This window comes from Nocardiopsis sp. iso_40, from assembly GCF_056173285.1.
Window position 1 is genome coordinate 654,636 of the sequence record NZ_CM149666.1, and the last position, 11,668, is coordinate 666,303.

Here is an 11,668-nt window from a genome sequence, read left to right on the forward strand (position 1 = left end):
GGCCCCGGGCGGCCGACAGTGTTCCGAGCGCCCGCCCGGGACGGGCTCAGGAGCCCTTCGGGCACCCCTCCGGCTTTACTGTCGCGTACGGTCATGCCTGGTCAACGGTCCGTCATGCAAAATCTGCGCGTGCATATGTAAGCGACACGGAGGGTCTTGACTCGCGCACCGCAGGGGACAAGGCTTTGTGGATGTCCTCCCTCGAAACACCCTCTCTGCCCTCGCGAGGAGAAAAGGTGATCGGAGCAGACCCCCGGTCACACCACCTCGTGAACGGTCGTGTGCGCATCTGCGATCCCGACCCGAAGTGGCCCTACCTGTTCAGGCAGGAGGAGGGGCGGCTCCGCGGCGTCCTGGGCGACCGGGTCCTGTCCCTGGACCACGTCGGATCCACCTCGGTGCCCGGCCTGGCCGCCAAACCCTGCCTCGACCTGCTCCTGGCGGTCGCCGACTCCGCGGACGAGGCCGCCTACCTCCCCGACCTGGAGGCCGCCGGGTACTCCCTGGCCATCCGCGAACCCGACTGGTACGAGCACCGGGTCCTCAAGGGCCCGGGCGTCAACATCAACCTGCACGTGTTCACCGAGGGGTGCGCGGAGATCGACCGCATGCGGCTCCTCCGCGACCACCTCACCGAGGACGCCGGGGCGCGGGAACGCTACACCGCCGTCAAGCGCGAGCTCGCCGAGCACACCTGGGACAGGATCCAGGACTACGCCGACGCCAAGACCGGCATCATCACCGAACTCCTCGACGAGGCCGAGGCGCGCCGGGACGGGAGCGCCGGGACCGGCTGAGTCCCGGGCTCCGCCGCAGGGCGTGTCCGGTGAGGGACACGGCCCCGCGACCCCGCCCCGGACGGGCGGGCCGAACACACCTCAGGAGCGCAGCCCCAGCGAGCGCAACTGGTCCTGGAACCAGCGGCGCGGCGGCAGCGCCACGGCCGCCTCCGCCAACTGCTCCCGGCGCTTGCGGCGCTCCGCCTCGGGCATCGACAGGGCCCGGTGCAGCGCCTCGGCGGTCTCCACGGTGTCGTAGGGGTTGACCAGCAGTGCGCCCTCGCCCAGTTCGTCGGCGGCGCCCGCCTCACGGGACAGCACCAGCACGGAGTCCTGTTCGGACAGGACCGGCCCCTCCTTGGCGACCAGGTTCATGCCGTCCCGGATCGGGTTCACCAGCAGCACGTCGGCCATCTGGAACGAGGCCAGCGAACGCGGGTAGTCGTCGTTGACCTCCAGGACCAGGGGCGTCCACTCGGGGGTGGAGAACTCCTCGTTGATCTCCTTGGCGAGCCGGAGCACCGAGTCCGTGTACTCGCGGTACTCGGGCACGTCACCGCGGCTCGGGTAGGCGAACGCCAGGTGGGTGACCCGACCCCGCCACTCGGGGTGCGCCCGCAGCAGCTCCCGGTACGCCTCCAGCCCGCGCACGATGTTCTTGGACAGCTCGGTGCGGTCCACTCGCACGATCAGCCGGGTGTCGCCCACCGCCTCGCGCAGGGTCCGGCGCCGGTCCGCCACGGCGGGCTCCGCGGCGCTCGCCCGGAGTCCATCCTCGTCCGCGCCCAGGGCGTGCACGCCCACCTCGACGATCCGTCCCCCGTGCTCCACCGTGCGCTGTTGGAGGTCCACGTCGGCGCGCAGGATCTCGGCACAGCAGCGCAGGAACGCGTCGGCCCAGCGCGGGCTCAGGAAACCCAGCCGGTCCGCGCCCAGCATCCCCTCCAACAGCTCCCGGGCCACCTGGGCGGGCAGCATGCGGAAGTACTCCGGCGGCGCCCACGGGGTGTGCGAGAAGTGCGCGATCCGCAGGTCGGGGCGGCGCGTCCGCAACAGGCGCGGTACCAGTGCCAGGTGGTAGTCCTGCACGGCCACGCGGGCGTTGTCGGCGGCACCGCTGACCAGGGCCTCGGCGAAGGCGTCGTTGTAGGCGGTGTAGTCCTCCCAGAGCTCGCGGAACTCCGAGCCGAAGGAGGGCTTGTTCGGGGTGTCGTACAGCATGTGCTGGACGAACCACAGGGTCGAGTTGGCCACCCCGGTGTAGGCGCCCGCGAGGGTGTCCTCCGGAATGTCCAGCATGTGGACACGCATGCCGTCGAGGTCGTGCGCCTTGTCCAGACGGGCCTCCGGGGCCTCGGCCGCGGCCCGCCGGTCGGTGTCGGACAGGGCGGCGCACACCCAGAGGCTGTCGATCTCGGTGGCCACGGAGATCATCCCCGAGACCAGGCCGCCACCGCCGCGCCGGTGCTCCAGAGAGCCGTCGTCGGCGGTGGAGAAGGAGACCGGCCCCCTGTTGGAGGCGATGAGGATCTGGGCCTTGTCCACGTGGTCGTCCTCTCGAGAGAATCACGGATGCGGCGGGGAGTGGGACGCTTCCCCGGGGCGTTGCGCGGCGGGCTGTGCGCCCGCGGAACATGCCCCTAGGTCTCGCCTGTGGACAGGGGCCCCAAACACCCCCGAGGTCAATGGTGGAGACCGTCACAGGGCGGAAACACGGCGGGCGCGGCGGCGGCCCCGTGAGCGGCGCCGTCTCATCGTGTCTCACGATATGAGAAGGATGGTGTAATCCGGATCACCCGTCGTGGAAAACCGGTCAACACGTCCGTTACAGTGACGGTGCGCTCTCCAAGCGGAAGTGCGACAACTTCATATTGCTCATCCAGAGGGGTGGAGGGACCGGCCCTGCGAAGCCCCGGCAACCATCTCGACATGTGGACGCGACCACCGCGGACCCGTCGAGGCAGGTGCCAACTCCGGCCTGGGGTCAAGGTGGCCACCAGGAAAGATGAGGGGAGACGCCTCGCCATGGCGATTACCGCCGCTGAACCCACCTCCGTTCGCGCTTTCGGACCCGGAACCGCCCTGTCCTGCCGGGAGTGCGGCGAGCGGTACGAACTCACGCCGATCTTCGCCTGCCAGTTCTGTTTCGGCCCCCTGGAGATCGCCTACGACTTCGGGAACGTCACCCGCGAGGAGATCGAGAGCGGCCCCAAGAACATCTGGCGCTACCGCTCCCTCCTGCCGGTCCCCGACAACGTGGCCGAGCTGCCGAACATGAACCCCGGCCTCACCCCGCTGGTGCGCGCCGACCGCCTCGCCGCCGAACTCGGCCTGAGGTCCCTGCACGTCAAGGACGACTCGGCCAACCCCACGCACTCCTTCAAGGACCGCGTAGTCGCTATCGCGGTCGAGGCCGCCCGCACCTTCGGCTTCACCACCCTCTCCTGCTCCTCCACCGGCAACCTCGCCGGTGCCGTGGGCGCCGCCGCCGCACGGGCCGGCTTCGAGTCGTGCGTGTTCATCCCGGCCGGACTGGAGGAGGGCAAGGTCGTCATGGCCGCCGTGTACGGCGGCAAGGTCGTCGCCATCGACGGCAACTACGACGACGTCAACCGCTTCTGCTCCGAGCTCATCGGGGACGAGGCCGGGGAGAGCTGGGGCTTCACCAACGTCAACCTGCGCCCCTACTACGCCGAGGGCTCCAAGACGCTGGCCTACGAGATCGCCGAGCAGCTCGGCTGGCGCCTGCCCGAGCAGATCGTCATCCCGATCGCCTCCGGCTCCCAGCTCACCAAGATCGACAAGGGGTTCCAGGAGCTGATCAGGGTCGGCCTGGTCGAGGACCGCCCCTACAAGGTGTTCGGTGCGCAGGCCACCGGCTGCTCCCCGGTCGCCAGGGCCTGGGAGAACGGCCACGACGTGATCCAGCCGGTCAAGCCGGACACCATCGCCAAGTCCCTGGCGATCGGCAACCCCGCGGACGGCCCGTACGTGCTGGACATCGCCCAGCGCACCGGCGGCTCGGTCGAGCACGTGGGCGACGACGAGATCGTCGACGCCATCAAGCTCCTCGCCCGGACCGAGGGCGTCTTCGCCGAGACGGCGGGCGGCGTGACCACCGGCGTCCTGTGCAAGCTGGTGCGCGAGGGCAGGCTCGACCCCGAGGCCGAGACGGTCATCGTCAACACCGGTGACGGGCTCAAGACCCTCAACGCCGTCGACTCGGGCGTCACCGCCACGATCAAGCCGTCCCTGGACGCCTTCAAGGCCGAGGGCCTGGCCTGAACCGCCGCCCCGGGGCGAGCCCCGGCCGTATCCCGCCGCACCCACTTCCCAGGAGTACGAACACCATGAGCGCCAGCGTCCGCGTGCCGACCATCCTGCGCACCTACACCGACGACGCCTCCGAGGTCACCGCCGAGGGCGGCACCCTCGCCGAGATCCTCGACGACCTGGAGGCCAACCACCCGGGCATCCGCGCCCGCATCCTCGACGACAACGGCAAGGTCCGCCGCTTCGTCAACGTCTACGTCGGCGACGAGGACGTCCGCTTCGAGAAGGGCCTGCAGACCGAGGTCAAGGACGGTCAGCAGGTCTCGATCATCCCCGCGGTCGCCGGGGGCTGCTGATCGCACGAACCGTGTTGAGGGGGCGGGTGCCGACTGCACCCGCCCCCTCAACGTGTCCGGGGAGCCGCGACCGGGCCGGCTCTTCCGGCGCCGGCGGCGTGCGCGCGCTCCCTGCGCCGACCGAGCACCTGACCCCCGTCGCGCCTGCCCGGGGCCTTGACGGGGCCCGTGGGGTCGGTGGGGTCGGTGGGGCCTGTGGGTCCCACGGGGATCCCCTCGGATGCGCACCCAGGGTTCGTCATCTGTTCGCCGAACGCTCAAATCACCAGATAACAGGCTGTCCGTGCAGGTGGGAGGCGTGTCCGGGGGTAGGGAAATCGTGACCACATCGTTTGCACTCTCCATGGCCGAGTGCTAAAAAAGGGAGTGGTTAGCACTCACCTCTACCGAGTGCTAACCGGATCGAGGCTGCGAGACCGTGGCCCTCCGGCAGCAGGGTTGCCGGGTAGGACGCGGTCGTCCGTCGCGGGCGCACGCCTCGTCCCATCGCGTATCAGCCCGGTCACGGGAGGACAAGAACTCAATGGCAGCCAAACTGATCGCGTTCGACGAGGAGGCCCGTCGCGGCCTCGAGCGTGGCATGAACCAGCTCGCGGACGCCGTGAAGGTCACGCTCGGCCCGAAGGGTCGCAACGTCGTTCTGGAGAAGAAGTGGGGCGCCCCCACGATCACCAACGACGGTGTCTCCATCGCCAAGGAGATCGAGCTCGAGGACCCCTGGGAGAAGATCGGGGCCGAGCTGGTCAAGGAGGTCGCCAAGAAGACGGACGACGTCGCCGGTGACGGTACGACCACCGCCACCGTCCTGGCCCAGGCCCTCGTCCGCGAGGGTCTGCGCAACGTCGCCGCCGGCGCCAACCCGATCGGCCTCAAGCGCGGCATCGAGTCCGCCGTGGCCCGCATCAACGAGGAGCTCGGCAACCTCTCGAAGGACGTCGAGACCAAGGAGCAGATCGCCTCCACCGCCTCCATCTCCGCCGGTGACACCCAGATCGGTGAGACCATCGCCGAGGCGATGGACAAGGTCGGCAAGGAAGGCGTCATCACCGTCGAGGAGGGGCAGACCTTCGGGCTCGAGCTGGAGCTCGCCGAGGGCATGCGCTTCGACAAGGGCTACATCTCGCCCTACTTCGCCACCGACCTCGAGCGCATGGAGACGGTCCTCGAGGACCCCTACATCCTCATCGTCAACTCCAAGATCTCCAACAACAACGAGTTCCTGCCCGTTGTCGAGAAGGTCCTGCAGTCCGGCCGCCCGCTGATGGTCATCGCCGAGGACGTCGCCGACGGCGCCCTGCAGACCCTCGTGGTCAACAAGATCCGCGGCACCTTCAAGTCCGTCGCCGTCAAGGCCCCGGGCTTCGGTGACCGCCGCAAGGCCCAGCTCGGCGACATCGCCGTGCTGACCGGCGGCCAGGTCATCACCGAGGAGGTCGGCCTCAAGCTCGAGAACACCGAGCTGGAGCTGCTGGGCCGCGCCCGCAAGGTCGTCGTCACCAAGGACGAGACCACCATCGTCGACGGTGCCGGTGACGCCACCGCCATCGCCGGTCGCGTGAACGAGATCCGCAACGAGATCGAGCGCACCGACTCCGACTACGACCGTGAGAAGCTCCAGGAGCGTCTCGCGCGTCTGGCCGGCGGCGTGGCCGTCATCAAGGCCGGTGCCGCCACCGAGGTGGAGCTCAAGGAGCGCAAGCACCGCATCGAGGACGCCGTCCGCAACGCCAAGGCCGCGGTCGAGGAGGGCATCCTGCCCGGCGGTGGCGTCGCGCTGCTGCAGGCCAGCGTCCCCGCGTTCGAGAAGCTGGAGCTCGAGGGCGACGAGGCCATCGGCGCCGACATCGTGCGTCGCGCCATCGCCGAGCCGCTCAAGCAGATCGCGGTCAACGCCGGCCTCGAGGGCGGCGTCGTGGCGGACCGGGTCAAGAACCTGGAGCCCGGTTTCGGTCTCAACGCCGCCACCGGCGAGTACACCGACCTGTTCAAGGACGGCGTCATCGACCCGACCAAGGTCACCCGTTCCGCTCTGCAGAACGCGTCCTCCATCGCTGGTCTGTTCCTGACCACCGAGGCCGTCATCGCCGAGAAGCCGGAGAAGGCGGCGGCCCCGGCCGGCGACCCGACCGGTGGCATGGGCGGCATGGACTTCTAGCAGGTCCGTGACACCCGGGCCCTCGGGCCCGTAGGCGCATGAGGTCCGGATACGCGACCTCGCCCGCGACGACCGGGCGGTCCCCGCAGGGGGCCGCCCGGTTTCGCCGTTACCGGGCCCGGCCGCCCGGACGGACCTCGTCGGTCAGCGGATGCCAACCCCCGGAGCCGGGGAGCGCCTGCGCCGACTCCGGTCCGTGGGATCCGGGGGCGTAGGGTTCGGGCTCCGTCGCCAGGTCCACCACCGGATCGACGATCCGCCAGGACTCCTCCACCACGTCGAAGCGCACGAACTGCTCCGGGTCGCCGGTCAACGCCCCGTGCAGCACGTGGTCGTAGGCCTCCCGGCCCCGGCCGAGCTGGCGTCCGACGTCGGCGCCGAGCACCAGCCGTGCCGGGGAGCCGCTCTCCGCCCCCGGCTCGTTCAGCAGCATCTCCAAGGTCAGGCCCGCCCGCGGCTCCAGTTGGAACCGGACGAGGTTGGGCGGTCCCGGGTAGAGGTCGACGGCGGGCCGTTTGAACTCGGCCACCGCCTCCCAGGAGGTGAGCGGCATGTGTTTGCCGGAGCGCACGTAGAACGGCACCCCCGCCCAGCGCGGGTTGTCCACCCGCATGCGCAGCGCGAAGAAGGTCTCGGTGGTGGAGTCGGGCCGCACCCCTGCCGTGTCGAGGTAGCCGCGGTAGCGGCCGCGGACGGTGTCGGCCGGTTCGAGGGTGCGGACGGCGCGCAGCAGGCGCAGCTTCTCGTCCTTGAGCGCCGAGGCCCCGGTGGACACCGGGGCGTCCATGGTGAGCAGCGCGAAGAGCTGGAGCAGGTGGTTCTGGAACACGTCCCGGACCGCCCCGGTGGCGTCGTAGAACGAGCCCCGGTCCGCCACCCCGAAGTCCTCGGCCATGGTGATCTGCACGTTGTCGACGAACCCCCGGTTCCACACGGGCTCCAGCAGGGTGTTGCCGAACCGGGTCAGCGGGAGCCCGCGCACGGGCTCCTCTCCCAGGAAGTGGTCGACCAGGTACAGGTAGTCCGAGGAGAAGCAGGCCAGGAGTTCCCGGTGGAGTTCGCGCGCCGAGGCGAGGTCGTGGCCGAAGGGTTTCTCCACCACCAGGCGCGCGTCCCGGTTGAGCCCGGCCTCGGCCAGGGACCGGGCGACCGTCGTGAACAGGGCGGGGGGAACCGCGAGGTAGTGGGTGCTGTGGGAGTCCCCGCTCAGGGCCTCGCCCAGCTCGGCGTAGGTCCGGGGGTCGTTGAGGTCGCCCGTGACCATGGACATCCGGTCGGTCAGCCCCCGGAGGACGGACTCGTCGGCGGAGCCGGGTCCGGAGGACGACTCGGCGAGGTGTTCGGCCACCGCGTCGCGGGTCCGCCGGCGGAGGGCCGCGGTGTCCCAGTCGGACCTGGCCACCCCGACGATCCGGGCGCGCAGCTCGTTCCTCTCCTCCAGGCGGTAGAGGGAGGGCATCAGGTACTTCTTCGCGAGGTCACCGGTGATCCCGAAGACCACCAGGGTGTCGGTACCGGGTCCTGTGCTCATGCTCTCCCCCGTCGTCGGCCCGCGGCGCCCCCGTCCGGGGCCCGCCCACGCTGGTCTGGGTACCCGAGGAGGGCGGGGGACGCGCCCAAGGGCGTGCCAAGATTCGGCGGAGCGGCCCGGATCAGCGGCTGCCGAGCCAGTCCCGGACGGCCTCCTGCAACCGGGGTGTGAGGTCGCTGCCCGGGTACTCTCCGGCGGGTGCCCAGCGGAACGCGGTGTGTTCTCCGGACAGCGCCACGGGGGAGCCGTCGTGGGGCAGGGCGAAGGTGAACTGCCGGGTGCGGATCCCGCTCCGGGAGTCGTAGTCGAACCAGGTGACGAAGGGGTCCAGTGCGGGCGGCCCCGGCGGGCGGCCGATCTCCTCGGCGAGTTCGCGCTCCAGCCCCTCGCGGAGGCCCTCACCGTCCTCCACCCCTCCGGAGGGCAGGTCCTCCGCCCCGGGGTAGGAGGTGTCGTCCGGTCGGCGGCGGAGCAGCAGGATCCGGCCGTCCCGGTGGACGATCGCGCCCACCGAGAACCGTCCGATCCCGTCCAGGCGGGCGTTCCCGACAAGCGTTTCGAGGTCCATGGCCCGACGTTAGCGGTACGGGAGAACGCGAGGGCCTCGGACGGTTCTCGGGGCCCGGCCCCGGTGGGGCCGGGGCCGGACCCCGGTGGTTCAGCGGGTGCGGGTGATGTGGACCGCCACCAGGGTGGCGAGTGTCCACACGGCTCCGGCCAGGGCCAGTGTGACCACCGCGGGGGCTCCGGCGACGTGGGCCAGGCCGCCGAGCGCCAGCGGGGGGAGGACGGTTCCGGTCAGTGTGAGGAGCGAGGCCGACGCCCTCTCGGCCGTGGAGCCCGCCCTGGCCCTTCCGTGGAAGCGGCCCCAGGCCCCCTCCGTGCCGATGCCCGCCTCCATCCCGTAGGACACGGGGGTTCTGTCGAAGTCGACGTCGGCCCGTGTGCGCGGAGACTCGTCATCGAGACGGATCTCCTCGGTGTGGGTCTCAACCCGAGTCTCCCGCTCCTGCGGGAGCTGTCCCCGGGGATCTCCCATAAACCAACCTCCAGCCGTCGAGGTACAGGGGGCGCCGTTCCGGGTCGGTGGGGGCCTTTCCGTACGGCGCCGGTGACGCCTGAGCGCCGAGTGTCCACATCGTGCACATTACCATGGAGGCTCGTTCGATACATTGATCATGATGATCGAAGATGCATTGACAGCATCTCGTGTCAGGTTGATACACTCCTCCCAATCTGATCAATGACGTGGACGGGATTCCGGAGGGTGCATTGGCGGTGGACGAGTTCAGGTCGTGGGGGTTTCCCGGCCCGCGTGATGACGGGCGTGATCCTCGTGACGGAGCGCTGGCCGGTGGTCCGAGCCCTGCCGCCGTGCCCTGTCGGCCTGCGCTGCCCCGCCCTTCCCGCATGTCGCCCGCGCGGTCCCTCGCGCGGTGCTCCCGGCTTTCTCCGCGGCTCCCCGCTGATCGAGTCCGCTGCCGTCAAGCCAGAGAACGAGGTTGTGTCATGTCACCCAGGAGCACAGGAAGCGAACTCACCGATGCCTCCCAGGGCCGCGGCCGTCCGGCCGGGCGCAGGACGGGCGCGCCCTCGGCGCGTGTCACCGTGAACCTGACCGCGCGCTCCACCAAGGCGTTGGAGGAGGCCGTCGCCACCACGGGTGACACGCAGACCGACGTCATCAACCGGGCCCTCCAGGTGTACGCCTACCTGGAGTCGGTCATGGCCCAGGGCGACCGCGTCTACGTCGAGAACGCCGAACGCCAGGAGCGGGAACGCCTGCGCTTCTTCTGAGAGCCGCACCTTTCGTGTGCCCGGAACCGGGTCATGCGCCCGGAACCGCGTCCGTACCCGTGTCCTGACCGGCCACAGGACGTGCCCGCCTGATCCCGCCCGCGACCACCCCTGCCAGGGGGCAGCCTCCGGCCGTGAGCGTCGGGTGTCCACAGCGCCCGCTCCCGGTCGAGCCCCTCACCCCCCGCGCACCGGGGGCCGCGGGCTCCGGGGTTCCGTCCCCGGCAGCCCGCGGGTGCGTACCGGTGCGGCTCCCGGATCAGACCCGGAGCAGGGTCAGGTAGGCGAAGCCCATGGTCTCCCTCTGGCCGTGGACACGGGCGTGCCGGTGCCGGTCGGCCCGGTCGCGGACCTCCTCGAAGTCGGGGGAGCCGGGGTTCTCCAGGAGCCACTCCTCCCAGCCCAGGCAGTGCCGGTTCTCGAACTCGTCCCACTCGTCCACGGTGGTCTCCGCCAGCGCCAGCAGCCGGAAGCCGTGCGAGAGCGCGAAGTCCACGAGCTCGGGCAGCGGGCGGTACTGCTCACGGGGGATGAACGGCATGGCCGCCATCTCGGTTTCGGTCGGCGGTCGCCTCCAGTAGACCTCCCCGAACGCCGCCCTGCCGCCGGGCCGCACCAGGTCGGCCAGGGCCGCCAGGGCGTTCGCGGTGTGCGTGCGGGGATCGCCGCCCCACACGTGGGTGGAGCCGATGTTGAGCACCGCGTCCGCCGGTTCGCCCCGCCACCCGCCGACGTCCCCGGTCACCAGTTCGACCCGGTCGGCCAGCCCGCGCTCCTCGGCGTTGGCCCGGCCGAGCCGGACGTAGTCCTCGTTGAGGTCGATGCCGAACCCGGTCGCGGTGGGTTCACTGGCCAGGGTGCGCAGCAGGAGTTCGGCCCAGCCGCAGCCGACGTCCACGACGCGGCGGCCCTCCAGGGGGCCGAGTGAGCGGATCAGCCGGGCGGCCCGCTCGTCGTTGAGCGGTCCGTTGAAGTCGGTGTCCCGGTACAAGGGGGGAATCTCGGGGGTGGTCATCCGAGCAGGTTCACCCGGCCGGGTGCGGGCTGTCCACCTGTTTTCCGGCGACGGGCAGAGCTATTGTGCGAAGTGTCGGGTGAGCGGGGGCCCGGATCGCTAGGCTCCCGTTCGGACGTGCGAGCGAGATGAGTCTGGCAATGACGGAGGCCGCTCCGGCGACGGGGACGTCGCGATGGGACTACGTCCTGGGCACCTGGAAAGAGCTGGACGTGCCCGAGGGCTGGCGGGCCGAGATCGTCGATGACAACGGAGTCGTGCTCGTGGCGCCCCCTTCTGACCCGCACAACTACATCGCGGTTCGCATCACCCGAGCGCTGAACGGCGTTGTCCCCGATGACTGGGACGTGTACCAGACCCTCGGGATTCAGCTCCCGGCGATCGAGCGTCTCTATATGCCGGACCTGGTGGTCATGCCGGAGTCGGTGGTCCTCGACCCCGAACAGACACCCTGCCCTGCGGACGCAGCGGAGCTCGCGGTGGAGATCGTGTCGAGGAGCAGCAGGGACGTCGACCGGAAGAAGAAGCTTTGGGGCTACGCGCACGCCCCGATCCCGCTGTATCTCCTGGTTGACGCCTGGGACGAGAACGGGCCCTCCGTCACCCTGTACGAGCAGCCCGGCAACGGCCGGTACAACCAGGCGACCACCGTGGACTTCGGCGACAAGATCCACCTTCCGGAGCCCTTCGGCCTGGAGATCGACACCTCCCGCTTCCCCGGCCCGGACGAGTGGCACTCCTGAGCAACACCGGTCCGGCCGC

Annotated in this window: 11 protein-coding genes and 1 riboswitch; of the genes, 6 read left to right on the plus strand and 5 right to left on the minus strand. The window is 70.4% G+C overall.

Going from position 1 to position 11,668, the window contains the following annotated elements; translation table 11 throughout:
* Positions 1–191: 191 nt before the first annotated feature.
* Positions 192–797, plus strand: coding sequence for a GrpB family protein (locus tag AC0VYD_RS02840; protein WP_475478451.1), 606 nt, complete (start codon positions 192–194; stop codon positions 795–797).
* A gap of 81 nt (positions 798–878) precedes the next feature.
* Here the strand turns inward: AC0VYD_RS02840 and AC0VYD_RS02845 are convergent, their stop codons facing one another.
* A complete protein-coding gene (locus tag AC0VYD_RS02845; RefSeq protein ID WP_475478452.1) occupies positions 879–2,324 on the minus strand; it encodes an alpha,alpha-trehalose-phosphate synthase (UDP-forming) in 1,446 nt (481 codons plus the stop codon).
* Between the two features lie 327 nt (positions 2,325–2,651).
* A riboswitch (SAM riboswitch) is annotated at positions 2,652–2,791 on the plus strand.
* 13 nt (positions 2,792–2,804) lie between these two features.
* Between AC0VYD_RS02845 and thrC the strand changes: the two genes are divergently transcribed.
* The 3 genes from thrC (at position 2,805) to groL (ending at position 6,563) form a co-directional block, all read left to right on the plus strand.
* Entirely contained in the window at positions 2,805–4,064 is a 1,260-nt protein-coding gene (thrC, locus tag AC0VYD_RS02850; RefSeq protein ID WP_475478453.1) for a threonine synthase, read from the plus strand.
* A gap of 65 nt (positions 4,065–4,129) precedes the next feature.
* Positions 4,130–4,408: a ubiquitin-like small modifier protein 1 gene (locus AC0VYD_RS02855; protein ID WP_191276270.1), complete on the plus strand. Its 279-nt coding sequence runs from the start codon at positions 4,130–4,132 to the stop codon at positions 4,406–4,408.
* A gap of 523 nt (positions 4,409–4,931) precedes the next feature.
* The gene (gene groL / locus AC0VYD_RS02860) at positions 4,932–6,563 is read left to right on the plus strand and encodes a chaperonin GroEL (protein ID WP_475478454.1); all 1,632 of its coding nucleotides are present in this window, start codon (positions 4,932–4,934) and stop codon (positions 6,561–6,563) included.
* A gap of 109 nt (positions 6,564–6,672) precedes the next feature.
* Here groL and zwf read toward each other — a convergent pair whose 3' ends face one another.
* The 3 genes from zwf to AC0VYD_RS02875 all read right to left on the minus strand — a co-directional run bounded on the left by zwf (position 6,673) and on the right by AC0VYD_RS02875 (position 9,133).
* Complete coding sequence (gene zwf, locus AC0VYD_RS02865; protein ID WP_475478455.1) at positions 6,673–8,094, minus strand: glucose-6-phosphate dehydrogenase; 1,422 nt, start codon at positions 8,092–8,094, stop codon at positions 6,673–6,675.
* Positions 8,095–8,215: 121 nt separating this feature from the next.
* Positions 8,216–8,662 (minus strand): NUDIX domain-containing protein, encoded by a 447-nt coding sequence (locus AC0VYD_RS02870; RefSeq protein ID WP_475478456.1) that lies wholly within the window; start codon positions 8,660–8,662, stop codon positions 8,216–8,218.
* A gap of 90 nt (positions 8,663–8,752) precedes the next feature.
* A complete protein-coding gene (locus tag AC0VYD_RS02875; RefSeq protein WP_475478457.1) occupies positions 8,753–9,133 on the minus strand; it encodes a hypothetical protein in 381 nt (126 codons plus the stop codon).
* A gap of 470 nt (positions 9,134–9,603) precedes the next feature.
* Here AC0VYD_RS02875 and AC0VYD_RS02880 point away from each other — a divergent pair, with 470 nt between their 5' ends.
* A complete protein-coding gene (locus AC0VYD_RS02880; RefSeq protein ID WP_191268917.1) occupies positions 9,604–9,891 on the plus strand; it encodes a ribbon-helix-helix domain-containing protein in 288 nt (95 codons plus the stop codon).
* Between the two features lie 259 nt (positions 9,892–10,150).
* Here AC0VYD_RS02880 and AC0VYD_RS02885 read toward each other — a convergent pair whose 3' ends face one another.
* Positions 10,151–10,906 (minus strand): SAM-dependent methyltransferase, encoded by a 756-nt coding sequence (locus AC0VYD_RS02885; RefSeq protein WP_475478458.1) that lies wholly within the window; start codon positions 10,904–10,906, stop codon positions 10,151–10,153.
* 140 nt (positions 10,907–11,046) lie between these two features.
* Between AC0VYD_RS02885 and AC0VYD_RS02890 the strand changes: the two genes are divergently transcribed.
* The gene (locus AC0VYD_RS02890; protein ID WP_475480163.1) at positions 11,047–11,649 is read left to right on the plus strand and encodes a Uma2 family endonuclease; all 603 of its coding nucleotides are present in this window, start codon (positions 11,047–11,049) and stop codon (positions 11,647–11,649) included.
* The last annotated feature ends 19 nt before the right edge of the window (positions 11,650–11,668 follow it).